Below are 24,172 nucleotides of genomic sequence, written 5' to 3' on the forward strand. Positions count from 1 at the left end.
ATTCTCTTACTTTTCCAATCGGTTGCCGAGATTGCGTGATTGCCTCGCCAGGTAGACTACGGTCTTTTTCGGACGGCCCGGTACTGCGTTGCAGTACCGGGTGACTGCGCGCAGTACCGCCGCTGATCGCGCCCAACCTTTGTTGATCTATTTGCTTCGGCCGGAAAGTACCGCGTTGCTCTTCACACGCCTAGCATTGCATGGCCCGGATCGTAGTTTTGGCTACGATAGAGAAAGAAGGCTTGCGGATTGCTGTTCGTGGCGGATGCTAGCTTTCTCAGAAAGGCCACCGAAAACTTCGGCCTACACTGATAGCCGAAGCGCGACGCCAGATGCTTCCGGAGGGCAGATCATCTTGAGCCTCGAGCGGATGGACATGATCCGCGAAATCGAACCGATCTCCATGACGATCTCCGTCGACGCCGACGCCATCCTGAAAAATGTGCAGGACGCCGCGGCGGATGTCGGGTTTCTGTTGCCGCTCAGCCTCGGCGCGGAAGGCAGTTGCCGGATCGGCGGTAACATCGGCACGAACGCCGGCGGGCTGTCAGTCGTCAGGTACGGGATGACGCGCGATCTGCTGCTCGGGATCGAGGCGGTGTTGGCGGACGGCACGGTGGTGGTCTCCGACATGCGCAAGCTGCGGAAGAACAACGCCGGCTAGAGTGCTTCGTCGGAAGCGAGGGGACTCTCGGCATCGTCACCGGCGCAGTGTTGCGTCTCGCGCCTTTGCCGGCCCGCCGCGCGACTGCGTGGCTGAAGCTCGCGAACGGCGCGCCGCTCGCCGAGCTTCTCGCGTTGGTGCGTCGCGAATCCGCAGACCTGCTGACCACGTTCGAATTCATGGCGGCCAGATCCATCGCGCTCGCGACCGCAGCAATGACTGGCCCGCCCTCCCTTCGAGCAGGCCCAGCAGGCACCGTCCTCGTCGAGTTCGCGTCTTCCTCACGCCATCTCGATCTCGACGAACTGATGGAAGCTGTTCTGGCCGAGGCGATCGAGTCCGGATGGATCGAGGACGCCTTGCTGGCGCAGAGCGGATCGCAGCGGACCGCAATGTGGCGGCTCCGCGAGACTATCCCCGAGGGCGAGAAGCGCCGGAACGGATCGGTCAAGCACGACATCTCGGTACCGCTTTCCTCCATTCAGCGCTTTCTCAATCTGGCCGGCTCGCAGGTGCGATCGTACGACGCCGACCTTGAACTGTCCGTCTACGGCCATGTCGGCGACGGCAATCTGCACTACAACGTGCTCGTTTCTCCCGATGTCGACCGGCTGGAGTTCACCAAGCGAATCGAAGGCAGCCTGTCGCTGCAACTCTACGACACCGCCGCGGCGCTCGGCGGCACGTTCAGCGCAGAGCACGGCGTCGGCCGTTTCAAGAGGCACCTTCTGGAGCGGTACGGCGATGTCGGGCATATCGCGGCGATGCGCCGGATCAAGACCGCCTTTGATCCGGCGGACATCATGAACGCCGGCGCGGTCGTCCGTCCGTTGGGAGAGAAGTCTGCCCGTTGAACCATCGGCCGGCGAGCCGGCGGTGCTTACGTCGACGCTCAAACGATGCATCTTCGGCCGAGTCACCTCGATCAGCCGAATCGTCTTGCCATAAAGAAAGAGCCACTCCCAAAGGAGTGGCTCAAGTTGGGGAGGAAACGCCCTTTAGGAACTGCTAAATCGCGATCAGGCCGCGACCTGTTCGATCGCCGGCTCGATCTTCATATGGCGGCGATGTCCAGCTTCGAGCCGTCGACCAGACGCGACAGCCGGAACGGTGTGGGATCGACGCAAGGCGTGTCGTTGACGACGAGCTGTGCGGCCAGATAGCCGAGCCCCGGGCCCAAACCGAAGCCGTGACCCGAGCAGCCTGCCGCGAGGACGAGGCCTTCCACCCCGTCCACCTGCGACACCACGGGCACTGCATCCGGCGTGCAATCGACGAAGCCGCCCCACGCGCTGTCGATCTTAATCTCGCCGAGTTGGGGGAAGGTTTTCCGGACACTCTCCACCACTTGGCTCACCAGCCATTTCAAGGGCGCGGGATCCAGCACGCGATTCTGTTCGAAGATCCGGTCGTCGTTGGTCAGCAGCGCCGGCATTGAATCCGGCCCCGAGACGAACGATTGGCCGATGCCGAGCCTGACGTTCTTCAGGCGACGCAAGAACTGCGGCATGAATTCCCGGCTATACCGGATAGCCTGGGGCGTGATTTCGAGGTTCGCCTTGCCGCTGATCGCAAGCGTGTAGCTGCCATCCAGTCGGCGCGTAATCGTGCAGTAGGGCGTCGAGACCGCCTCGCCGATGTTGATTGTCGGGGTAGAACGCAGCGCGGTCTGCCGGATGCTCGCTTGGGGGAAACTGACCCCAAGCGGCCGAAGGAAGCGCGAGGACCAGGCGCCGGCGGCGCACAGCACCGCGTTGGTTCTGATGTAGCCCTTTTCCGTGTGCACGCCCGCAATCTTGCCATTGGCCAAGTCGAGCGCCCGCGCGGCACATCCCTGGTGGATCGTGGCGCCCAGAACTCTGGCCCCCTCAGCGATAGCCGGCGCGGCGAGCGCAGGTTCGGCCTTTCCGTCCCGCTCCGAATAGGTCCCGCCGACCCATTTGTCGCGCGCTTCGGGGACGCGCTCGGCCACCTCCGCCCGGCTCAGCACGCGGGTGTCGACGTCGTACTCCCTGGCGACCTCGCGCCACCTTTCCCAGCCGGCGAGCACAGCCTCGTCGTGGGTCGCATAGACGAGACCGCAGCGACGAAATCCGAGGTCCCGATTGATATCGCGCGTGAGTTCGTCCCACAGCCGCATGGACAGCACCGAGAGCGGCAGTTCGCGCCGGTCGCGGTTCTGCTGGCGGCACCAACCCCAGTTTCGGCTCGATTGTTCACAGGCGACGTGGCCCTTCTCGAGGAGCGCCACAGAGAGGCCGCGCTTCGCCAAGTAATAGGCGGCCGTAGAGCCGAGGATGCCGCCGCCGACGATGACGACGTCGGCCTCGGCCGGGAGACGCTCATCGCTGTGAATGCGCTCGACGTGGGGCGACATGTTCCAACGAACCTCGGCTGCCAAGAATGCGGAAGCAAATTTCCGATCAGCCCTTCATCGCACGGTGCGCCCGATAGAATGTGCTGAAATCATCTAGGACTTCGCAAGATGTTCGGGTTTTTGGCCGCTTGATTGAACGAAGCTGCTCAAGCCCGACCGAGTCCCAGTTCGGCGGAGGGCGGCGGGACCCTTCGAGGACCGCGTCGATTGCGTTCAAAACCAATTCGCCGCGTTCGATCCTTTCGGAAACATGCTGAAATTCCCCGATCTGAATCGATTGCTCCGGTAGATCGCTGGCATTCATCGGTAAAATCCGAGGACGGCCTTGGTCTCCAGATACTCCTCCATGCCCTCGAGGCCGTATTCGCGACCGTTGCCGGAACGCTTGTAGCCGCCAAAGGGAGCATTGGGGTCCCAGTCAGGATAATTGAGATGAACTTGACCCGACTGGATCTGCCCGGCGACGATCCGCACCTTCTCCATATCAGTGCCCTGCACATGAGCGCCGAGGCCGTAGACGGTGTCGTTGGCGATCGCGATCGCCTCGTCCACCGAGTCGTAGGGAATGATCGACAGCACCGGGCCGAAGATCTCCTTCTGCGCGATCCGCATGTCGCGATGGACGTCCGAGAAGATGGTCGGTCGCGCATAGAAGCCAATCTGAAGGTCGTCGGGCCGCCCCGGCCCGCCGATGACGAGCTTGGCGCCTTCCCTCAGACCGACATCGATCATGGTCTGCACGCGCTCGAACTGCGGCCGGTTGGCAATCGGGCCATGAGTCGTGCTTTCCGCAAGGGGATCGCCGACAACCAGTTCTGAAGCGGCCGCGGTCGCCAAGGTCTCGACCTCTTCCATCTGTGAGCGAGGCACGAGCAAGCGCGTCGGTGCGCTGCAGGATTGACCGAGATTGCGGAAGGCGGCACCGACGCCGAGCGGAACGGCACGGCTGAGATCGGCGTCCGGCAAGATGATATTCGGCGACTTGCCGCCGAGCTCCTGGGCAACGCGCTTGACGGTGGGCGCTGCCGCTTGCGCGACGAGAACGCCGGCGCGCGTCGAGCCGGTGATCGAGATCATGTCCACCTGCGGATGCGACGCCAGACGAGTGCCGACGATCGGACCTGTTCCATTGACGAGGTTGAAGACGCCGGGCGGACAACCGGCATCGTCGATGACCTCAGCGAATAGCAAGGCGCTCAGCGGCGACAATTCGCTCGGCTTCAACACCACCGTGCAACCGGCCGCGAGCGCGGGGCCGACCTTGGCCGTGATCAGGTAGAGAGGCCAGTTCCAGGGGGTGATGAGCCCGCAGACACCGATCGCCTCGCGCATGATCGCCGTGCTGCCGCGCGCGGCGATGAACGGATAATTCGCGAGATTGTCGCGGGCGACACGGATATGTTCGGCGGCCAGCGGCACCTGAGCGCGCCGGGCATAGGTGATGGCAGCTCCCATCTCGCACGTAAGCGCCTGCGCGAACAGCTCCAGCCGCTCAAGGAGCAAGGCGTGAATCCGGTCGAGCAGCGCCGCTCTCTCAGCAGGCGCGGTCATGGACCAGCCGGCGAAGGCTCGTCTGGCGGCTGCGATGGCGCAGTCCACGTCATCGTCATCGCCGAGCGCGACCTCAGCGATCGGCTGTTCCGTCGCCGGATTGACGACGGTTGCTGCTGCCGCGACTGATCCGATCGGCTTCCGCCATTCTCCGTCGATGTAGAATTTTCCGAGGAAGCCGGCTTCCGTCAGGTGTCGAAGGGCCGAGGTCATTGGAAGCGATCCTTTCGACAGCCTACCAGCCGCGCATCCGTGGCCATCGTGCTTCGATCGCGTCGCTGCCGGCGGAGACGACGTTGTACAGTTCGTGTTGCGACGCCGTTGCACAGGCGTGATTGGGCAAAATCCTGACCTTCGCGCCGATCGGAAGGTCGGGCAAAGCCTGACTCGAGCCGGGCCTGATGGCGAGGATGCCGTGCTCCTGGCTCGCATGCGAAACAATCAGGTCGGAATAGACCTTGCCGGCCACATCGCAGACCAGACCGTACCCCTGGTCGACCCGCTGCGCCGCGCTGCCACGGTCGCGCGACAGCGCCATCCAGCCTGCATCGACCAAAATCCAACCCTTCTCGGGCTTCTTGCCGATCACGGTGGCGAGCACCGAGATGGCGATGTCATCGGTGGTGCAGACGCCGACGCCGTGCATCACCAGATCGAAGAACATGTAGACGCCGGCCCGCATTTCCGTGACGCCGGTCAGGTCTTCGGCGAAATGCGCTGTCGGCGTCGAACCGACGCTGACGACGGGGCACTCATGGCCGGCCGCGCGCAACGTCGTTGCGGCGGCGATGGCCACGGCGCGCTCGTTCTCCGCAGCGGCGACAAGGGTCGCGGGCGTGCTGAGACCATAGGACTCGCCGGCATGGGTGAGAACGCCGGCGATCTTGACGCCGGCCTCGGCGAGCGCCGCCGCGACGGCGATGAGCTTGGAATCGGTCGCCGTCAGCCCGCCGCGGTGACCATCGCAGTCGATCTCGACGAAGGCGGATGGTGTCACACCGGCTGCGCGACCGGCCGCGGCGAGCATGGCGGCCTGCTCAGGCGAATCCAGCAGCACCTTGATGTCGATGCCTGCTTTCCGCAGGCGCATTGCTCTGTCGGCGGTGTGAGGAGCAAGTCCTACGGCATAGGTCATGTCCCGGAAGCCGTGCTGCGCGAAATATTCCGCTTCCGCCAAGGTGGAGACGGTGATTGGTCCCGCCCCGGACCGATGGGCGCGTCGGGCAACGTCGATGGATTTTGCTGTCTTCAGATGGGGACGCAACACGACGCCTTGCCGAGCCATACGAGAGGACAGGCGCGCGAGATTGCGATCCAGCCGGTCCTTGTCGAGCAGGAGAGCCGGTGTTGCCAGCGCGCCGATCGTTGCGGCCGTTTCGCCCGGACCGGCGTCCGGGGCATCTGCCCTGTCCATCTCCACCCGCAGCATCCCGATGTCCTCTAGCCGAATGACTGGTTGGCGAGACCGAATATGCGCGCCGGCCCAACCCATGGAGCCGGCGTTCCCAGCACCATTGTCGTGGCATCGCTGACGCGTTGAAGGCCGATGCTTTCGAGCCATTCCCCGAGCTGCGAGGAGGCTGGAATATCGATCCGGACGAAGACAGGCCCGAGCCGCGCGATCGTGAATTCGATCAGCGCGCGCGCATCGGTCGGGCTTTCGGCCACGACGGGACCGATGACATGCCCACGCCCGAAAAGGCGAGAGATGGCGTAGCCGCAAAGCAAGCCGTCACGCACCAGGACATAGCCGTCACCGCTGTCAAACAGCCGATTCAGCAACTGCCGCCGCTCCAACCCTGTAGCCGCGCGGTCGAGCCGCGCGATCGCCTCGAACTCCGATGCGGCCATTGGTCTGAGGCCTGATCGCGGCGTTCCTTGGCTTTGGCGGGGAATTCCGTGATGCTGGTGGATGATCCCGATCGGGACGAAGCCACGGCGGCGATACAGCGTCTTGCCTTCCGGCGTCGAATTCAGCGCGATGGTTCGGGGGCGCGCGGACGTCAGCAACGCATCCATCAGCCGGGCCCCATAGCCACGGCCCTGAGCGGCCTTGGCAACGATGATCATGCCGGCGGACGCATGAGTCTCGCCGTATGGCCACCACCCCGCGGTTCCGATCACCGTCCCGTCGCGCTGCAGAACAAAGCCATGGCCCAACTGCAGCGCGACATCCCAATCCTCGATGCGGTAGGGCCAGGACATCTCCTGCGAGAGCTTCAGGGCGCCTTCCAAATGCGCTCTGGCGAAAGGAAGCAGGGCCACGTCCTCATTGTCGCGCTGCCCGACTGGATAAGCTGCGGCTGTCATGATCGGTCAACGTCTCTTGCTCGGGTTGCAGGCCTGATGGCCAGCGCCTGACCGCGTGAGGCCATCTCATGATCCCCGCGCAGTTCGCAGCGTAACTTCGGTCCGACAGCATTACGCAGCCGGACTGGCGCAAAGTTCGGCATATAATTTCATTGATGATGCGGCAGCAGGATCAATCTGCTGTTCCGCGACAGGAGCCCTCTCGAAGGGCGTACTCACGCCTTCCAGTCCAGCACGATCTTGCCGCAGTTGCCGGTGCGCATGATCTCAAATCCGGTCTTGAACTCTGTGACCGGCAGGCGGTGCGTTACGATTTTGCGGATGTCGAGACCGCTCTCGAGCATTGCGAGCATCTTGTGCCAGGTCTCAAACATCTCTCGACCGTAGATTCCCTTGACGGTGAGCATCTTGAAGACAAGCTTGGTCCAGTCGACAGTCGCGGGCCGAGCAGGGATACCAAGCATGGCGATCTTGCCGCCCATCACCAGATTTTCAACCATTTGGTCGAACGCGGCCGGCGCACCACTCATCTCCAGCCCGATATCGAATCCTTCCTTCATGCCGAGGCGCTGCGTCACGGACCGAAGATCTTCCCTTGTCACGTCGACGGGAACAACGTCAGCGATATCCGTTGCCAATGCCAAGCGGTGCGGATTGACGTCGGTAATCACGACGTGCCGCGCCCCGACATGCGTGGCAACGGCGGCGCTCATGATGCCAATGGGACCTGCCCCGGTGATGAGCACATCCTCGCCGACGAGGTCGAACGACAACGCGGTGTGGACGGCGTTGCCGAGCGGATCGAGGATGGCCCCGATCTCGTCATCGATCGCATCAGGGAGCGGCACGACATTGAAGGCGGGCAAACGCAGATATTCAGCAAAAGCTCCGGGAATATTGACGCCGATCCCCTTCGTTTCAGGATCCAGGTGAAACCGCCCTCCTCGCGCAGCGCGGCTGCTCATGCCGACAACATGGCCCTCACCCGAAACGCGCTGCCCAATCGCGAACTTCGTGACGTTCGCGCCCACTTCGGCGATCTCGCCTGCATATTCATGGCCGACGACCATCGGGACAGGGACGGTCCGCTGCGCCCACTCATCCCAGGCGTAGATATGGATATCCGTGCCGCAGATCCCGGTCTTGTTGATCTTGATGAGAACGTCATCCGGTCCGATCTGCGGAATCCCCCATTCGTCGAGCCAGAGCCCGGGTTCGGCGGCTGCTTTGACAAGAGCTTTCATGAGAGCACCTTTGTAACCATCAAATCACGCCAAGCGCTTTGCCGGCGTCGGCGAAAGCGTCGACGGCCTGTTCAACGTCCTTTTCGCTCAGGGCGGCGGACATCTGTGTCCTGATCCGCGCCTTTCCTTTGGGGACGACGGGATAGAAGAACGCGGCGACGTAGATGCCGCGTTCATCCAGCGCGGCTGCCATATCCTGCGCCAGGCGCGCGTCGTGCAGCATGACCGGAATGATTGGCGTCTCTCCCGCGAGCAGCTCGAATCCAGCCTTTTCCAAGCCCGACCGAAAGCGCCGTGTATGCGCAGCAAGAAGCTGCCGGCGGTCGTCGGCTGTTTCCGCGATCTGGATCGCCTTGATCGATCCCGCCGCCACTGCCGGGGCGAGGCTGTTGGAGAAGAGATATGGACGCGCTCGCTGTCGAAGCAGATCGACGAACGGTTGCGACGCCGCGACGAAGCCTCCCATCGCGCCGCCGAGGCTCTTACCGAGCGTCCCCGTGACAATCTCGACCTGCCTCCTTGTGCCCGTCAGCGTCGGCGTGCCGCGACCTGCTTCGCCGAGATGACCGGTGGCATGGCAATCATCGACCATGACGACAGCACCGTACCTCTCGGCCAAGGCGCAAATGGAAGGGAGCTTGGCCACGTATCCGTCCATCGAGAACACGCCGTCAGTGGCGATCAATTTGAACCGGGCTCCGTCCCTGTCCGCCTCCTTGAGCCGATCCTCGAGCTCGTTCATGTCGCCGTTGGCGAAGCGGTAGCGCCTCGCCTTGCAAAGACGCACTCCGTCGATAATGGAAGCGTGATTGAGAGAATCAGAAATGATGGCGTCGTCGGTCTCTAGAAGCGGTTCGAAGACCCCGCCATTGGCGTCGAAGCAGGCCGCGAACAGGATGGCGTCATCCTTGTCCAGATAGCGAGCGATCGTGCGCTCGAGTTCGCGGTGCAGGGTTTGCGTACCGCAGATGAAGCGCACGGATGCCATGCCAAACCCGAACTCATCCAGGCCTCGCTTTGCGGCTGCGATGACTTCGGGATGATCGGTAAGACCCAGATAGTTGTTCGCGCAAAGATTGACGAGTTCGCGCTCGGAGGACTGGGAAACGACGCGGATCCGGCCCGCTTGCGCGCCAGTGATCAGCCGCTCATGCTTGTAGAGGCCCTCCGCCTGGATCTGCGAAAGAAGCTCGCGAATTCGGCCTTCTAAGGTCGGCGCCATCGTACCCCCATCCTCGCTGCCGCAAATTGGACGATCATGATAATACGAACTCCCCCCGGAGCATGAGCAAGATTCGCTCGAAGTGGCTGGGATCATGTCGCTTAAGGAGCGCAGCCTGCCGAGGCAGGTGCACATCCCACAGGCGCGACAGCCAAAACCGGAATGCCGCAGCGCGCTGCATCGCAGGAAGCAGCTTGTGTTCGGAGGAAGTCAGCCGCCGGAGCTCTCATAAGCACCCAGGAAAGCGGCGGACGGCCATGATTGTCCTCGATCCCAAGCAGCCGTTCAGCTGGTCACAATCTCGGCGATGTAGTCCTTGACTGCCCGTGCGTCCGGGGGGAGGACTTTGACGCGCCTCGGCAGTTCTTCCAGGCCCTTGTACCGTTCTGGAAGATCCGGCTCGCGCCCCAACGCTTCCTTGATCGTCGCCGCGAATTTGATTGGCAGTGCAGTTTCGAGCACGATCATTGCCTCCTCGGCGGAGGCGTGTGTGCGCGCGACTGTGACACCATCCGCCGTGTGCGGGTCGATCACAGTGTGGTAACGCTCCCACGTATCGCGGATCGCCGCCACCCGATCAGCATGGCTGCTCTTGCCACTTCGAAAGCCAAACCTGGCGGCCGCCTCCGCGAATCGGGGATCTCCACTCAGGTCGAACCCACCCCGTTCCCTGAGCTGACCATCAAACAGCGCTTTCGTCCGACCGGCGTCGCGACCGACCAAGTCGAAGACGAACCGCTCGAGATTCGATGCCTTGGAAATGTCCATCGAGGGGCTCGACGTTTCGAGAGTGTCGGCCCGGCTCCGAGCGCGATACACGCCGGTGCGGAAAAACTCGTCGAGCACGTCGTTCTCGTTGGTCGCAACGACCAGGCGGGATATCGGAAGTCCCATCATGCGCGCAACATGGCCGGCGCAGATGTTTCCGAAGTTCCCTGAAGGTACCGTAAAGCTTACGCCTGCCGGTCCCCGTTCGAACGCCTGCAGGTAACCGGAAAAGTAATAGACGACCTGCGCAAGCAGCCTCGCCCAGTTGATCGAGTTCACCGCACCGATCTTGTATTGCTGCTTGAACTCCAGATCGCTCGCCACCCGCTTGACGATGTCCTGGCAATCGTCGAAGACGCCATCTATCGCGATGTTGTGGATGTTGTGGTCCTGGAGGCTGAACATCTGAGCTTGTTGAAAGGCGCTCATTCGTCCGCGGGGCGAGAGCATGAACACCCGCACCCCTTTCTTGCCGCGCATGGCGTATTCTGCGGCGCTTCCAGTATCGCCACTGGTCGCACCAAGAATATTCAAGTTCTCCTGCCGGCGCGTCAGCTCGTACTCGAGCAGATTGCCGAGCAACTGCATGGCCATGTCCTTGAACGCCAGCGTGGGACCATTCGACAGCTCCTGGAGATAAAGTCCCCTCTCCAGCTTTCGCAGCGGCGCGATGTCAGGCTTTCCGAATATCTCCGGCGTGTAGGTCTTTGCACAGATGGCTTTCAGGTCGGCGGAGGGAATATCGCCGACATAGAGTGACAGGATCTCGAAAGCCAGGTTGGCGTAGGACAGCGTACGCCACGCATCCAGCGTGGCATGGTCCACGCGAGGATAGGTCTCCGGGACGTACAGCCCGCCATCCGGGGCGAGGCCTTCAAGCAATGCCTCGCAGAATTGCTTGCGGCCTGAATGGCCACGCGTGGACACGTACTGCATCGTCAATCTTCTTTCGAGAGGCGGAAGTGCCTCCGGAATTCACGCCCTGGGTTGTAAGCTGCACTGCCGGCCATCAACGGCTGGCGCGCCACATCGCGATCCGGTCACGCATCCGGTAGCCCTGAATGAAGGCAGGCATGAACCACGGATTGCCTCGATAGAACGGGATGAAGGCCGGAGGCCTGAAGTCGAACGCGGTGCGCGCCCGCTCCTCGTGTCCCATGAGCTTGTGGGCCGCATGCATACCGACCCATGGCGCCCAGACCACGCCCGACCCGCAGAAGCCGCTGGCATAGACGATACCTTCCTTCTCGAAGATGCGCGGAATCATGTCGCGGTTCATGGCCACATTGCCGAACCAACTGTGTGAGAGGCGAACGGCATCCAGCTCAGGGAACAGATTCACCAGGCCATTGCGCAGAAGCAGCTTCGGGGCGACGGGGTCGCCGACCCGAGAGCTGTCGCGGCCGCCGAGCAAGATGCGTTTGCCATCAGGCGAGGGCCGATAATAGAAGCCGACCTCCCGGTTCTCGGTGATCATCATGCGTTTCGGCATCAGCCGCGCCATGACTTCGGGCGCAAGCTCCTCCGTCGCAATGATCCGGCTGCGAACCGGGACCAGCCGACGGCGCAGGAAGGGCGCGGCGCCATCGGTGTAACCGTTGGTACACACCAGCACCTGACGCGCCTGCACCGGACCGGCAGCGGTGAAGACGCGGAAGCCGGAGCCATCTCTGTCGATCGAGATCACGGGCGTCCGCGCGTGGACTGTCAATCCGGAAGCGAGCGCGACCCGCAGCAGTTCGGCGTGGAATTTCGCCGGGTGCAGTCCGCCGATATCCATCCGAACCGAACCGCCGCGGTAGACATCGGTGCCGATGTACTTGCGCTGCTCGGCATAGGGAACTGCGTACGCTTCGATCCCAAGTTTCTTTGCGAGCCGCTCCGCGGTCCGCGCCATGGCTTCGTATTGTTCATAGCCGAAGGCGCCCTTGAACTGCCCCACCGGCTGGAAGTCGCAGGCGAGGCCTTCCGTCCTGATGAAATCGTACAGGAACGCGCGCGCGGCCTTGCCTTCCGCCTCGATCGCCAGCGCCTTCTCTTCTCCGAACCGGCGCGTGAGCGTCGCGTAGTCGGGCCGAATGGATCCGCTGGTGATACCGCCGTTGCGCGTCGAAGCTCCTTCGCCAGGGTCCATAGCATCATAGGCCGCAACTGAGCGGCCCTCGCGCGCCAGCACCAGACCGGCCGAGAGCCCTGCATAGCCCGCGCCCACGATCAACACGTCGAGCTTCTTGGCCATTGGCTGCTGAGGCGGCGGCTTAAGCGGCGCGGCTTCCCACCAATAGGGCGTGGCCTTCTCGGCAACTCTCGGCGCGTGCATGGCTTTTCTTCTCGTATGGTTGCTGGGTTCAGCCGCGACTCGGTTGAAATCGTTCAGATGTGGTCGTTTCGAACGTCGAGGGCATCTCGCAGACCGTCACCGATGAAATTGAAGCTCGTTACCGCCATCGTAATCGCGGCACCGGGAATGATGGCGAGCCAGGGAGCGCTCGCCAGATATTGCTGGGCGCCATTGAGCATGTTGCCCCAGCTGGGCAGCGGCGGCTGGATGCCGTAGCCGAGAAAGCTGATATAGGCCTCCAGAAGGATCGCGCGTGCGACGGCCAGACTTGCGGCGACGATGATTGGCCCCATGACATTTGGCAGGATCTCGCGGAACATGATGTGCGCCCTGCTAAGCCCGACCATGCGCGCAGCCTGGACGAACTCGCGCTCGCGCAGCGAACGGACCTCGGCCTCGACAATTCGCGCCGTCTCCATCCAGCTCGTGACGGCAATGATCACCGTGATCATCACCGGGCTCGGGCGCAGCGTTGCGGCGAGCGCCAGCACGAGGAAGATCGAGGGATAGGATAGGAAGCCATCCACCATCCGCATCAGTGCGGCCCCGACCCAGCCCCCGCGATAGCCGGCCGTCACGCCGACGAGCGTACCGATCAACGTCGACAGCAACATCGCGGAGAATCCCACCGCCAGCGAGACGCGCCCGGCCATCAACAGCCGCACCGCGAGGTCACGCCCCAAAGGATCCGTGCCGAAGTAATGGTGGCCTGTCAGGGGCGGAGCAAAGCGGGCGCGCAGATCGATATGGAGCGAGTCGTAGGGCAAGGCATAGGGACCGATGGCGCACGCCAGCACGAGCAGGCTGATCATCGCGATTCCCAGGAGTGCCAGATGGTGACGCATGAAGCGGTTAACAGCGCGGCTGTTCCACCAGCGGGTCGGAGCTGCGTGCGCGACGATGGCGGTCATATCTACTCGCTCCTCTTATCTGGCGTGGGTCCGCAGGCTCAGGCCAGGCGAATGCGCGGATCGACGGTTGCGATCACGATGTCTGCGATCAGATTGCCCAACACGACCAAGATGGCCGAGAAGATCAACAGCCCCATCACGACCGGATAGTCGCTGTAGCCAAGGCTGTCGAGAAACAGCCGCCCCATGCCCGGCCAGGTGAACACGGTCTCCGTGACCAGCGCGCCGGTGAGAATGCTGGGCAATTGCATCCCTGCCAGCGTGATCATCGGCAACAGCGCATTGCCGATGACATGTTTCAGCAAGATGCGGCGCTCGCTCACGCCCTTGGCCCGCGCCGTCTTGACGAAATCCTGACTCAACGCATCGAGCGTCGCCGTCCGCATGTAACGGCTCCAGATCGCGACATGAACGAGCGACAGCACCATGCTCGGCAAGATCAGGTGATGCAGATAGTCCAGGACGGAGCCGTCGCCGATCGTGTACATGTTGCCTGCGGGCACCCACCCCAGCTTCAGGGTGAAGATGTAGATGCCGATCAGGCCGAACCAGAACGTCGGAACAGACAGCGCCACCATGGCGCCGACAGTCGCGCAGTAGTCGAAGAGGGAATAGCGGTGGGTGGCACCGCGGATCCCGATCCACGTGCCGGCCGCGATCGCCAATGCGGTGGATGTGCCCATCAGCAGCAGCGTCGCCAGCAGATGGCGACCGATCACTGCAAGCACGGAAGAGCCGTCCCGGAAAGAGTGTCCCCAGTCGCCCTGCATCAGTCGCCAGGCCCAATCGAGATACTGAATCCACAGTGGGCGATTGAGGCCCAACTGTGCAGCGAGCCGCTCGACGTCCTTCTGGGTCATGCCGGGATCCAGCCCGAATTGGGCGAGGGGCCCGCCCGGCATGAGGTTGAGAACCGTGAAGCCGATGATCGAGACGATCACCAGCAGCACGATGCTCTGGAAGAGACGATTCAGCAGGAAGGCGGACATTCGAGTCCTCCATTAGCGTGACAATGCCGTCCGCCGTGGTCCGTCCGGCAAGACATCAGCTCGCCCAATACCAGGCAAGCGCGTTCCAGGACTCGGTGCGGGTATTGCCATTCGGCACGAATCCGTTGATCCCCTTCTTGAGACCTTCGACCGAGTTGCTCTGATACAGCGGCAGGAAAGGCAGGTCGCGGCGCACGAGTTCCTGCACGCGAGAGTAGATCGCGCGACGCGCTTCGGGATCGAAGGTGCGTGCGCCTTTGTCAAGGAGTGCATCGACCTCCGGATTTGCATACTGCGCGTTGTTCGAGCCGCGGCCGCCCTTCGCTCCGATCGAGCGCGAGTGCAAGCGATTGGTGACATCCGGATCGGCGCCAATTAGATACGAGCTGCCGACGATCACGGAATCGAACTGCGATTGCATCCAGAACTCGCCCCACATCACGGCGGCCGGCAGGTTCGATATCTTCATCTCGACGCCGAGCTGCGCAAAGGTCTGCTGCAGGAACTGCTGCAGCTGCTCGCGAAGCGGATCGCCCGACGTGGTCGAATTGGAAAAGGACAGGCGAACGCCGTTCTTGGCACGAATGCCGTCCGCGCCCTTTGCCCAGCCGGCTTGATCGAGGATCTTGCCCGCGCGATTCAGGTCGAATTGGTGCAAGGGCAGGTTGGCGTTGAAGAAGAAGGACTGCCTCGGCATGAACGTCTCCGTCGGGGTCGGCACGCCGTAATAGAGCCCCTGAATGATCGCCTCCTTGTCGATCGCCGCGTAGAGCGCCTCGCGAACAGCAAGCTCCTTGAACTGCGGGCGCTCGAGGTTCAGGTAGAAGGATTCGAACGAGGTCCTCGGGAGTAGCGTCACAACCCGATTCGGCAGCGTCTTGGCTTCCACGTAATGATCGGGCGTGATGTAAGGCTGACCTACGAGATCAATGTCGCCGCTCTTGAACTGGGTGTAGAGGACCGTGAGATCGGGAATGTATTTGAAGACCAGCCTCTCGATGTGAGGGCCATCACCGAAGTATTCGGTGTTCGCAACGAGTTCGAGATGATCACCAGCAACCCTCTTGCCCCACTTGAAGGCGCCGGTGCCGACCGGGGCCTGGTTGAAGGCGGCGTTGTTCGGATTGGCCTCTTTCTCGAGGATGTGCTTGGGGACGATGAAGGTTTCGGTCAGGAACGACAGATAGGGCGCAAAGGCCTCCTCCATTCGCCACGAGATCTCCGTCGGCGAGAGCACCGTAATGTCGCGCACGAGAGCATGGCCAGCCGTGCGCCAACTCCGGAAGTTGGGACTCGTGATCAGTTCCAGTGTGAATTTGACGTCCTCGGCGCTGAAAGGCTTGCCGTCGTGCCACCGGACGTCATCACGCAAACGAATGCGCCATTTGAGACCGTCTTCCGAAATACCCCCGTTCTTTTGGTCCGGCACTTCCACGGCAAGATTGGGCTGAATGACGCCCTGAGGGTCGATGCGGAAGAGCGCGTCGAACACCGAGAAATGCACACCATCATCGACTTCAATGTGTGCCATCAGCGGATTGAAGACGGTCGGCTCTTGTCCAAGGCCGACGATCACGCGGCCAGTTGGCTTTGTCGGAGTGCGCGCGTGGGCCGGCTTGCCCAATAGATTGGGCGCGATCAGACCGGCAGCTCCGCCGATCGCCATCATGCGCAGAGCATCACGCCGCGAGTAGCTCGATGTCGTCGCAGAACCCTTGGTCATAACGTCTCTCCTCCCTTGTGCTGTGCGCCGTAGTCTGCATGTTCGGGCATGGTCCGGGCATGCTCGCCCGGGATCGCTGCCACCAGCTCTCGCGTGTAGGTGGATTTCGGATCGAGGAATATCTGGGACGGCGGTCCGCGTTCCACGATTTGCCCTCGATGCATGACGGCGATTTCATCGCAGATTTGGCTTGCGACGCGCAGATCATGCGTGATGAAGATCATCGAGACGCCGGTCTCCCGCTGGATCTGATCAAGCAGCTTCAAGATCTGGGCCTGGATCGATACGTCGAGCGCTGAGACCGCTTCGTCGGCAATCAGCAATTTTGGTTTGAACATCAGCGCTCGAGCGATGCCGACGCGCTGGCGCTGCCCGCCGGAGAACTCGTGCGGATAGCGCTCAAAGGCGCCTGCATCCAAGCCGACATGGGACAGGAGCTCCCGCGCGCGCCCGCAAGCTTCGTCATAAGGCATGCCATGCGCGACCGGGCCGACTGTGAGAATTTGCCCGACCGTCGATCGCGGATTGAGCGATGCGAAAGGATCCTGAAAGATCATCTGGATCTTCGGCCGTAGCGGCCGAAACTCGGCTTCGGAAAGCCCGGCGATGTCGCGGCCTTCGAACAGAATCGAGCCGCCGTCGCACTCCATGAGCTTGATCAGCAGCCGACCGAGCGACGACTTGCCCGAACCGCTTTCCCCGACGACGCCGAGCGTGCGACTCGACGTGAGGTCGAAGCTGACCCCATTGACCGCAGGCACGATGCGCTGCGTACGGAAAAGCGCGCTGCCGCTGCGATAAGTCTTTGCCAGGCATTCGACCTTCAGGATCGACGCTCGCTCCCCGGCTTCCGAGGGAACGCGGTCCTTGCCGGTCAGGTGGGGCACGGCTGCGATCAGACGGCGCGTATAGAGATGACCGGGCGACTTCAGCACCTGCGCGGCACTCCCCTGCTCCACGCAATGGCCCTTCTCCATCACCACAACGTGGTCGGCAATCTCCGCGACGACGCCGAAATCATGGGTGATGAACATGACGCTCATTCCCTTGCGGCGTTGAATGTCGCGGATCAATTGCAGGATCTGCGCCTGGGTCGTCACGTCGAGTGCGGTGGTCGGCTCGTCCGCGATCAGGATCGCAGGTTCGAGGGCCAGAGCCATGGCGATCATCACCCGCTGCCGCTGCCCGCCCGAAAGCCGGAAGGGATATTGGTGATACATGAGCTGCGGATCAGGCAGACCCACTTCAATCAACAAGTCTATGGCCCGGCTGCGACGGGAGGCCGGCATGCCAACGTCGTGCGAGGCCATCACCTCCTCGATCTGCGCGCCCACGGTCATCAGCGGATTGAGCGCTGAGAGAGGGTCTTGAAAGATCATCGAGACGACTCGGCCGCGCAGGCTGCGGAGCTTCTCAGGCGCGAGGCCTACGATGTTCGTCCCATTCAGGTGGATCGCCCCCGAGGTGACTCTGATCACCTTCGGCAGAAGCCCCATGATCGCATTGGCGGTGACCGACTTGCCCGATCCAGATTCCCCGATGATGCAGAGAATTTGTCCGCGCTTCAGATCAAAGGAGATGTTCTCGATGGCGTAGGCCCGTTCCATTCCTTGCGGCAGACTTACGCTCAGCTCCCGCACCGAGAGCGCGACATCGGCGGGGGCTGCAGCCGGCTTGCCAGAGGCCATCGGAGGCGCCGACGTCATAGCTTGATCGCTTCCGCCAAGATCTGCTCCTGGATAAGGCTCATGCGGGTTGCCTCTATGGACTTCGATCCGTTCTGCCGATCTTGATGATTTCAATCACCGCGGAGTCGCCGAAAGGCAGCATCCGGGCAGCACGAACTTCTGAAAACGAAGTCCGATTTGGCATTTCAATCTGCACCGCCAGGCCTGCCAGGAAGGGCGCGCGACGGATCGCAGGAGCACGTGCATCAGTCTCGCCGCCTGCAAGCTGCGACGCAAGCAAGGTATTTTCGCAATATTTGCCTGCGTCAAAGGCAGTAAACCGCAGGATATTCGGTCTCACGACGAAAGTCCGCGGGGCCTGCCGCAATTCCTCGGTTACGCTACGGCGACCATCGGAGATCCCTGTCGGATGAGCGCGCCGCTCCTGCATATCGAATCCAGTCCATCCCTTCCTCGTGAAGCGGACGTCGTCGTCATCGGCGGCGGCGTCGTAGGCGTGTTCACAAGCTACTATCTCGCGCGTCGCGGCCTCAAGGTTGCCTTGCTCGAGAAGGGCCGCGTCGCCGCCGAGCAGTCCAGCCGCAACTGGGGATGGTGCCGCCAACAGAACCGCGACGCACGCGAGCTGCCGCTTGCGACCAAGAGCCTCGATCTCTGGGAACGAGTCGCCCAGGAAACGGGTGAAGACACGGGCTTTCGCCGCTGCGGCCTATTGTATTTGTCGAACGACGAGAATGAGCTGGCAGGCTGGGCCAAGTGGCGCGACTTCGCCAGGACCGTTGGCGTCACGACGCATATGTTGAGCTCGGAAGAGGCGAGCGGTCGGGGCAAGGCGACGGGTCGCAAGTGGAAGGGCGGCGTCTTCTCGCCGACAGACGGGACGGCGGATACTTCAAAGGCCGTCCCCATCGCCGCGCGTGCGATCATGGCGGCGGGTGGCACGGTGCACCAGCTCTGCGCCGCGCGCGGCATCGAGCTCAGTGCCGGCCGCGTCAGCGGCGTGGTGACCGAGGCGGGCACGATCCGGACGAAGACGGTCGTCATGGCAGGAGGCGCGTGGGCATCTTCGTTCTGCAACCAGCTGGGAATTCGCTTCCCGCAGGCGTCCGTGCGCTCTTCGATTCTCGCCCTGGGCCCGGGCGCGGCCGGCCTGCCTGATGCCCTTTACGCAGGGCTCGTGTCGGCCACGCGACGCGGCAATGGCGGATACACGCTTGCCATCAGCGGGCGCGCGCGAGTCGATCCGACGCCGCAGCAGGTCAGGTTCGGCCGCGAATTCCTCCCCATGTTCGCCCGCCGCTGGCGAAGCCTCAGCCCCGGGGCCTTCGAGGGCATGCGGCAAGGCCACGAATCCCTGGCGAAATGGAGGCTCGACGAGGTGACGCCGATGGAGCTGAACCGAACGCTCAATCCCCGCCCCGACATGAGGCAGATTCGGCTGACGCATCGGCGCGCGTGCAAGCTGGTGCCCGAGCTGCGGCACCTCGCCATCTCAAACGTCTGGGCCGGCTACATCGACAGCACACCGGACGGCATTCCGGCAATCGGCGAAGTTGAATCGATTCCAGGCTTCATCCTTGCGGCGGGGTTCAGTGGCCACGGTTTTGGAATTGGCCCGGGCGCGGGGCATGTGATCGCCGACATCATCACGGGCAGTCCGCCGATTGTCGACCCGCGCCCTTACAGGCCGGAGCGGCTGAAAATGAGCGCCTGGGGCAAGGTCAGTGAGTTCTAAAGGCAGTTTCCACCGTCCGGTGGGAAAAGATGCTGGTTGATGTTATGACAATGTATATGACGCAGAAGTCTCAAATCCTTGACACCGTTGTCGCCCCCATCTCATGGCATTGCTATGAAGCTTGATAAGATCGACATCAGGATTTTATGCGAACTGCAGAAGAACGGGCGGATCTCCAACGTCGAGCTCGCAGAGCTGATCAATCTTTCTCCGAGCCCATGCCTGATGCGCGTGAAGAGGCTCCAGACGGAAGGCTTCATCACCGGCTATTCCGCTCAGATTGACGTTTCCAAGCTCGGCCAAACTCTGACTGTCTTCGCCGAAATCACCCTCAAGAATCATCGTCAGATCGATTTCGCGCGCTTTCTCACGACGATCGAAAAGATCGATTCCGTGGTCGAGTGCCATCTCGTTTCGGGCGGGTACGACTATCTCGTCAAGTTCATCACGGCAGGGATCAGCGAATACCAGGCGATGATGGAGCGCCTGGTCGAGATGGATATCGGTATCGACAAATACTTCAGTTTCGTCGTGCTCAAGTCGCCGATCGTGAAATCTCATCTGCCTCTCGAAAGCATATTCAACGGCTAAAGGACAGGCTCGGTCCTTACCCTTTCATGGCCGCGCGGATGTCCTTGTCTTCGAGCGTCTGGTCGAGCGTCATCCTGGTTCGCTCAATGATGCCGTCGATGTCCGCATCCGTGCAGCAGAGCGGCGGCGCATAGCCCAGCACGCCCTGGGCAAAGGCGCGGATGACGAGGCCGTTGTCCCATGCGCGGTCGAAAATACGACGCGCCGCGTCGGCTTCCGCCGGCAGCGGCGTCTTGCGCTCCTTGTCAGTCACGAGCTCGATCGCAGCCAGCATGCCGCGCCCCCTGATATCGCCGACGAGCGGATGATCGGCAAGCGCGCGAAGACCTTCCATCAGGCGGTTCCCGGCCTTCCGGCCGTTTTCCAGCAAGCCGTTTTCATAGAGATCAAGGCAGGCGAGCCCAACGGCTGCGCTGACGGGATGAGCGGAGTAGGTGTAGCCGTGGCCGACGGCCGCCTTGCCGGCGCCATCGGCAATCGTGTTGTAGACGCCGTCGGACATGAGAACGGCCCCCATCGGCACGTAGCCCGAGGTCAGCCCCTTTGCCGTGGTCATGAGATCCGGCACGACGTCGTCCTCTTCACAGGCAAACAGCGGGCCGGTTCGGCCAAAGCCGGTGATGACCTCATCGGCGACGAAAAGAACATTATGCTCCCTACAAACCGTGTGCATGGCCTTCAGCCAGGATGGCGGCGGAACGAGGACGCCTCCTGACCCCTGTATCGGCTCGACATAGAAGGCGGCGACGCATTCCGCGCCGAGTTCGGCGATCTTGGCCCGCAGAGCCGCGACCGACGCTGCAATGATTGCCCGGGGATGCGAACCGGCTGAGTTGCGATAGGCGTAGTGCGACGGAATTTTGTGCTGCCAGTCGTACGGCACTCCAAAGCCCGCATGAAAGGCCGGTAGCGCAGTCAGGCCGGAGCCTGCCGTCGACGATCCATGGTAGCCAGACTCGACCGAAATGAACTGGTCCTTCTGCGGCGTACCCTTGGCATGATAATAGTACCGGATGAACCGGATGGTGCTGTCGACGGCGTCGGAGCCGCCCAGCGTGAAGTAGACGTGGTTCAGATCGCCAGGCGCCAATTCGGCCAGCCTCGCGGCCAGCCGGATAGCCGGGTCGGAGCCCAAGCCAAAATATCCCGTCGCATAGGGAAGTTCGCGCAACTGCCTGGTCGCCGCATTGACGATGCTGTCCTGCCCGTAGCCCGCATTGACACACCACAGGCCGGCGAAGCCGTCCAGCAATTGACGGCCCGAGACATCGGTCAGCGTCGCGCCTTTCCCTGACTTCAGCACACGGACGCCCGTCGCCTCGTGGCTGCGATAGGATGAGACCGGATGAATCAAATGCGCGCGATCGAGTTCAATCAGCGAGTTGCTCAACATGTCGTCCTCCAGATCGACCGCAATGCTTGTGCGGCACTCCCGATATCTTCGGAGCTCAACGTAAGACGCCCAGGACAGCAGTTGCTCCCGGGCTGAACATGGACGAAGGGCATTTTGACTATCATTGACGACCGGCGCCGCATCTTATGCGGGCATCGGGGTGCGCAAGACATTGGCGCACAAGTCGGAGGCGCCTTTTCACACAACTCTCTGCCACGGCGCCGATCCGATACGACACAATCTGCTCTCGGTCGCCGCGACAGCGGTGCTTTATCCGGTCGCCTGCCCGCTATGATCCATATCGTACCGGAACGCGGTGCGTGAGGACCGAAAAAGGATCGAGCCATGGCAACGTTTAGACCCAAGTACATCACCTTCGACTGTTACGGCACGCTGACCAATTTCGACATGGCCGGCGCGGCAAGGAGAGTCTATGGCTCCGAACTCTCGTCGACGGCTATGGCAAAGCTGATCAAGGATTTTTCAGCCTATCGCCTCGACGAGGTTCTCGGCGCGTGGAAGCCGTACTTCGAGATCGTGCACAATGCGCTGGAGCGCGCATGCAAGCGCAACGGCATCGCGTTTCGAGCGGAACATGCCCAGCGCATCAATGAGGAGATCCACACATGGGGTCCGCATCCGGACGTCCCGGCGGGTCTCGCCAAAGTTGCCAGGGAGATTCCGCTGGTCATCCTGTCGAACTCCATGAAGAATCTCATCATGTCGAATGTGGAGAAGCTCGGCGCTCCGTTCCACATGGTCATCACCGCGGAGGAGACCGGCGCCTACAAGCCGCATATGAAGGGCTTCGAGTATATGCTGGACAAGCTGGGCTGCGGCCCGGAGGATATCACCCACGTCTCCTCTTCCTTCCGCTACGACCTGATGACCGCCTACGACCTCGGCATCAAGAGCAAGGTCTGGGTGAACCGCGGTCACGAGCCCGCAAACCCCTTCTATGAGTACACCGAGGTCACTGGCATCGACGGGCTTGCGGCGGCAGTCGGCCTGGAGCCCCTGCGCAAGAGCGCGTGAGCGTATTCTTTTCAGGTTCACTCGCGGCGTTTCAGCTCTTGGAGAGCTCCAATAGAAATCGGAGCACTGTGAAGGAAAAGGGGGCGGTTCGACCGCCCCCTTTTCTTGTTTCAGATATTGATCTGATGGGCCGCTCAATCCAGCCCGCCGATATGGAGCGCCTTGGTCTCGATATATTCTTCGATCCCGAGCTGGGATCCCTCGCGTCCGAGGCCCGACTGTTTGACACCGCCGAAAGGCGCCACCTCCGTCGAGATCAGGCCGGTGTTCAGGCCGACCATGCCGAATTCCAGCGCTTCGGCAACACGCCAGGAACGCTTGAGGTTTTCCGTGTAGAAATAGGCGGCAAGGCCAAAGGGCGTGCCGTTGGCGATCGCAATCGCCTCGTCCTCGGTCTCAAAGCGGAAAAGCGGTGCGACCGGTCCGAAGGTCTCTTCCGAAGCCAACAGCATCTCAGTAGTCGCGCCGCCGAGCACGACAGGGCGGGCATATTGCCGACCTTCCGGCACCGCCTCACTCTCCGAGATGATCTTTGCACCCTTATTCAGGGCGTCGGTGACGTGCCGCTTGATCTTCTCGATCGCCGCGCCGTTGATCATCGGACCGATTGCGACCCCCTCTTCCGTACCGGCACCGACCTTCATTTTCGAAACAAGGCTGGCTAGCTTCTGGGCGAAGGCGTCGTAGATGCCAGCTTGCACCAGGATGCGATTGCAGCAGACGCACGTTTGCCCGCCATTGCGGAATTTTGACGCAATCGCCCCCTCGACCGCTCGGTCGATATCGGCATCGTCAAAGACGATGAACGGCGCGTTGCCACCGAGCTCGAGGCTGAGCCTCTTGATGTTGTCCGCCGCGCCCTTCATCAGCAAAGCGCCGACGCGCGTCGATCCGGTGAACGAGATCTTGCGCACGGTTTCGTTGGCCATCAGCTCCGCGCCAATTTCCGCCGGCATGCCCGTCACGATGTTGATCACGCCAGCCGGGATTCCGGCCCGCTCAGCCAGAACAGCGATGGCGAGAGCTGAAAAAGGCGTAAACTCAGATGGCTTGATGACGACTGTGCAGCCCGCGGCAAGCGCTGGTGCCACCTTGCGCGTTATCATCGCGTTGGGGAAATTCCAGGGCGTGATGATCCCGCAGACGCCGACTGGTTCTTTCAGCACCAGAATGCGGCGATCGACGGTAGGTGCCGGGATTGTCGATCCGTTGATGCGGCGGGCCTCTTCGGCAAACCATTTGACGAAGGATGCCCCATAACGGATCTCACCGAGCGATTCAGCAAGCGGCTTGCCCTGTTCCAGCGTCAGCAGAAGGGCCAAATCCTGCTCATGGCGTCGCATGAGCTCATGCCAACGCTCCAGCAGCGCAGCACGCTCTGCATGAGCCTTGGTCTTCCAATGCTTGAACGCAGCCGCCGCTGCGTCGATTGCTGCCCTGGTCTCGTCTCGGCCCATATCGGGGATGGTGCCAAGCACTTTCTGGCTGGCAGGATCGATGACATCGACCCTGGCTTTCGTGCTCGCATCCCGCCAGGTGCCGCCGATCAGCGCTTGCTGGCGAAACAGATCCTTGTCCTTCAATGCAATCATGAGTTTGCTCCTTGGCTTCGGGCCCGGCCTCACCACCA

At 62.1% G+C, this 24,172-nt stretch carries 21 protein-coding genes; 5 read left to right on the forward strand and 16 right to left on the reverse strand.

All coding sequences use genetic code 11. The features are described 5' to 3' along the window. The first annotated feature begins 355 nt into the window (after positions 1 to 355). Positions 356 to 664, forward strand: coding sequence for an FAD-binding oxidoreductase (locus ACNJX8_RS25585; RefSeq protein ID WP_439357158.1), 309 nt, complete (start codon positions 356 to 358; stop codon positions 662 to 664). A 50-nt stretch (positions 665 to 714) separates the two neighbouring features. After that, positions 715 to 1,518: an FAD-binding oxidoreductase gene (locus ACNJX8_RS25590; RefSeq protein WP_439357159.1), complete on the forward strand. Its 804-nt coding sequence runs from the start codon at positions 715 to 717 to the stop codon at positions 1,516 to 1,518. Between the two features lie 200 nt (positions 1,519 to 1,718). Here ACNJX8_RS25590 and ACNJX8_RS25595 read toward each other — a convergent pair whose 3' ends face one another. From ACNJX8_RS25595 to ACNJX8_RS25660, 14 genes are all read right to left on the reverse strand, one after another. Then, entirely contained in the window at positions 1,719 to 3,041 is a 1,323-nt protein-coding gene (locus ACNJX8_RS25595; RefSeq protein ID WP_439357160.1) for an NAD(P)/FAD-dependent oxidoreductase, read from the reverse strand. Positions 3,042 to 3,087: 46 nt separating this feature from the next. Next, entirely contained in the window at positions 3,088 to 3,345 is a 258-nt protein-coding gene (locus ACNJX8_RS25600) for a hypothetical protein (RefSeq protein WP_439357161.1), read from the reverse strand. Then, complete coding sequence (locus ACNJX8_RS25605) at positions 3,342 to 4,805, reverse strand: aldehyde dehydrogenase family protein (protein WP_439357162.1); 1,464 nt, start codon at positions 4,803 to 4,805, stop codon at positions 3,342 to 3,344. The genes ACNJX8_RS25600 and ACNJX8_RS25605 overlap by 4 nt, the downstream gene beginning before the upstream one ends. 22 nt (positions 4,806 to 4,827) lie before the next feature. Beyond that, positions 4,828 to 6,021 (reverse strand): alanine racemase, encoded by a 1,194-nt coding sequence (locus tag ACNJX8_RS25610; RefSeq protein WP_439357163.1) that lies wholly within the window; start codon positions 6,019 to 6,021, stop codon positions 4,828 to 4,830. 11 nt (positions 6,022 to 6,032) lie between these two features. Continuing rightward, the gene (locus ACNJX8_RS25615) at positions 6,033 to 6,902 is read right to left on the reverse strand and encodes a GNAT family N-acetyltransferase (protein WP_439357164.1); all 870 of its coding nucleotides are present in this window, start codon (positions 6,900 to 6,902) and stop codon (positions 6,033 to 6,035) included. Positions 6,903 to 7,117: 215 nt separating this feature from the next. Beyond that, positions 7,118 to 8,146 carry an L-threonine 3-dehydrogenase gene (tdh, locus tag ACNJX8_RS25620; protein ID WP_439357165.1) on the reverse strand — a complete coding sequence of 343 codons (1,029 nt, stop codon included), beginning with the start codon at positions 8,144 to 8,146 and terminating at the stop codon, positions 7,118 to 7,120. A 19-nt stretch (positions 8,147 to 8,165) separates the two neighbouring features. After that, positions 8,166 to 9,368, reverse strand: a complete 1,203-nt coding sequence (locus ACNJX8_RS25625) for a glycine C-acetyltransferase (protein ID WP_439357166.1) — start codon at positions 9,366 to 9,368, stop codon at positions 8,166 to 8,168. A 285-nt stretch (positions 9,369 to 9,653) separates the two neighbouring features. Continuing rightward, complete coding sequence (gene thrC, locus ACNJX8_RS25630) at positions 9,654 to 11,072, reverse strand: threonine synthase (RefSeq protein WP_439357167.1); 1,419 nt, start codon at positions 11,070 to 11,072, stop codon at positions 9,654 to 9,656. A 73-nt stretch (positions 11,073 to 11,145) separates the two neighbouring features. Further along, positions 11,146 to 12,456, reverse strand: coding sequence for an NAD(P)/FAD-dependent oxidoreductase (locus ACNJX8_RS25635; protein WP_439357168.1), 1,311 nt, complete (start codon positions 12,454 to 12,456; stop codon positions 11,146 to 11,148). 53 nt (positions 12,457 to 12,509) lie between these two features. Continuing rightward, on the reverse strand, positions 12,510 to 13,388 hold the full coding sequence (locus ACNJX8_RS25640) for an ABC transporter permease (protein ID WP_439357169.1): 879 nt from the start codon (positions 13,386 to 13,388) through the stop codon (positions 12,510 to 12,512). A 38-nt stretch (positions 13,389 to 13,426) separates the two neighbouring features. Further along, positions 13,427 to 14,377, reverse strand: coding sequence for an ABC transporter permease (locus tag ACNJX8_RS25645; protein ID WP_128938452.1), 951 nt, complete (start codon positions 14,375 to 14,377; stop codon positions 13,427 to 13,429). 55 nt (positions 14,378 to 14,432) lie between these two features. Further along, positions 14,433 to 16,100, reverse strand: coding sequence for a peptide ABC transporter substrate-binding protein (locus tag ACNJX8_RS25650; RefSeq protein WP_128945529.1), 1,668 nt, complete (start codon positions 16,098 to 16,100; stop codon positions 14,433 to 14,435). Then, positions 16,097 to 17,788 (reverse strand): dipeptide ABC transporter ATP-binding protein, encoded by a 1,692-nt coding sequence (locus tag ACNJX8_RS25655; protein ID WP_439361978.1) that lies wholly within the window; start codon positions 17,786 to 17,788, stop codon positions 16,097 to 16,099. The genes ACNJX8_RS25650 and ACNJX8_RS25655 overlap by 4 nt, the downstream gene beginning before the upstream one ends. Positions 17,789 to 17,861: 73 nt before the next feature. Beyond that, the gene (locus tag ACNJX8_RS25660; RefSeq protein WP_439357170.1) at positions 17,862 to 18,128 is read right to left on the reverse strand and encodes a hypothetical protein; all 267 of its coding nucleotides are present in this window, start codon (positions 18,126 to 18,128) and stop codon (positions 17,862 to 17,864) included. A gap of 69 nt (positions 18,129 to 18,197) precedes the next feature. Here ACNJX8_RS25660 and ACNJX8_RS25665 point away from each other — a divergent pair, with 69 nt between their 5' ends. Together ACNJX8_RS25665 and ACNJX8_RS25670 are read left to right on the forward strand one after the other, a co-directional pair. Further along, a complete protein-coding gene (locus ACNJX8_RS25665; RefSeq protein ID WP_439357171.1) occupies positions 18,198 to 19,523 on the forward strand; it encodes an NAD(P)/FAD-dependent oxidoreductase in 1,326 nt (441 codons plus the stop codon). 114 nt (positions 19,524 to 19,637) lie between these two features. Then, positions 19,638 to 20,114: an Lrp/AsnC family transcriptional regulator gene (locus ACNJX8_RS25670; protein WP_128934601.1), complete on the forward strand. Its 477-nt coding sequence runs from the start codon at positions 19,638 to 19,640 to the stop codon at positions 20,112 to 20,114. 16 nt (positions 20,115 to 20,130) lie between these two features. Here ACNJX8_RS25670 and ACNJX8_RS25675 read toward each other — a convergent pair whose 3' ends face one another. Beyond that, the gene (locus ACNJX8_RS25675) at positions 20,131 to 21,507 is read right to left on the reverse strand and encodes an aspartate aminotransferase family protein (RefSeq protein WP_439357172.1); all 1,377 of its coding nucleotides are present in this window, start codon (positions 21,505 to 21,507) and stop codon (positions 20,131 to 20,133) included. Positions 21,508 to 21,852: 345 nt separating this feature from the next. Here ACNJX8_RS25675 and ACNJX8_RS25680 point away from each other — a divergent pair, with 345 nt between their 5' ends. Continuing rightward, positions 21,853 to 22,542: a haloacid dehalogenase type II gene (locus tag ACNJX8_RS25680; protein WP_439357173.1), complete on the forward strand. Its 690-nt coding sequence runs from the start codon at positions 21,853 to 21,855 to the stop codon at positions 22,540 to 22,542. A gap of 134 nt (positions 22,543 to 22,676) precedes the next feature. On the opposite strand, the gene ACNJX8_RS25685 is transcribed toward ACNJX8_RS25680, so the two are convergent. Next, positions 22,677 to 24,134: an NAD-dependent succinate-semialdehyde dehydrogenase gene (locus tag ACNJX8_RS25685; protein WP_439357174.1), complete on the reverse strand. Its 1,458-nt coding sequence runs from the start codon at positions 24,132 to 24,134 to the stop codon at positions 22,677 to 22,679. Between the last annotated feature and the right edge of the window lie 38 nt (positions 24,135 to 24,172).

The organism is Bradyrhizobium sp. SPXBL-04 (assembly GCF_051853035.1).
In the GTDB taxonomy this organism is placed as follows: Bacteria; Pseudomonadota; Alphaproteobacteria; order Rhizobiales; family Xanthobacteraceae; genus Bradyrhizobium; species Bradyrhizobium zhanjiangense.

Coding starts and splice junctions, on each gene's coding strand:
- ACNJX8_RS25595 (WP_439357160.1), bottom strand. CDS start 3,041: ATGTCGCCCCACGTCGAGCGCATTCACAGCGATGAGCGTCTCCCGGCC.
- ACNJX8_RS25600 (WP_439357161.1), bottom strand. CDS start 3,345: ATGAATGCCAGCGATCTACCGGAGCAATCGATTCAGATCGGGGAATTT.
- ACNJX8_RS25605 (WP_439357162.1), bottom strand. CDS start 4,805: ATGACCTCGGCCCTTCGACACCTGACGGAAGCCGGCTTCCTCGGAAAA.
- ACNJX8_RS25610 (WP_439357163.1), bottom strand. CDS start 6,021: ATGCTGCGGGTGGAGATGGACAGGGCAGATGCCCCGGACGCCGGTCCG.
- ACNJX8_RS25615 (WP_439357164.1), bottom strand. CDS start 6,902: ATGACAGCCGCAGCTTATCCAGTCGGGCAGCGCGACAATGAGGACGTG.
- tdh (WP_439357165.1), bottom strand. CDS start 8,146: ATGAAAGCTCTTGTCAAAGCAGCCGCCGAACCCGGGCTCTGGCTCGAC.
- ACNJX8_RS25625 (WP_439357166.1), bottom strand. CDS start 9,368: ATGGCGCCGACCTTAGAAGGCCGAATTCGCGAGCTTCTTTCGCAGATC.
- thrC (WP_439357167.1), bottom strand. CDS start 11,072: ATGCAGTACGTGTCCACGCGTGGCCATTCAGGCCGCAAGCAATTCTGC.
- ACNJX8_RS25635 (WP_439357168.1), bottom strand. CDS start 12,456: ATGCACGCGCCGAGAGTTGCCGAGAAGGCCACGCCCTATTGGTGGGAA.
- ACNJX8_RS25640 (WP_439357169.1), bottom strand. CDS start 13,388: ATGACCGCCATCGTCGCGCACGCAGCTCCGACCCGCTGGTGGAACAGC.
- ACNJX8_RS25645 (WP_128938452.1), bottom strand. CDS start 14,377: ATGTCCGCCTTCCTGCTGAATCGTCTCTTCCAGAGCATCGTGCTGCTG.
- ACNJX8_RS25650 (WP_128945529.1), bottom strand. CDS start 16,100: ATGACCAAGGGTTCTGCGACGACATCGAGCTACTCGCGGCGTGATGCT.
- ACNJX8_RS25655 (WP_439361978.1), bottom strand. CDS start 17,788: ATGGCCTCTGGCAAGCCGGCTGCAGCCCCCGCCGATGTCGCGCTCTCG.
- ACNJX8_RS25665 (WP_439357171.1), top strand. CDS start 18,198: ATGAGCGCGCCGCTCCTGCATATCGAATCCAGTCCATCCCTTCCTCGT.
- ACNJX8_RS25670 (WP_128934601.1), top strand. CDS start 19,638: ATGAAGCTTGATAAGATCGACATCAGGATTTTATGCGAACTGCAGAAG.
- ACNJX8_RS25675 (WP_439357172.1), bottom strand. CDS start 21,507: ATGTTGAGCAACTCGCTGATTGAACTCGATCGCGCGCATTTGATTCAT.
- ACNJX8_RS25680 (WP_439357173.1), top strand. CDS start 21,853: ATGGCAACGTTTAGACCCAAGTACATCACCTTCGACTGTTACGGCACG.
- ACNJX8_RS25685 (WP_439357174.1), bottom strand. CDS start 24,134: ATGATTGCATTGAAGGACAAGGATCTGTTTCGCCAGCAAGCGCTGATC.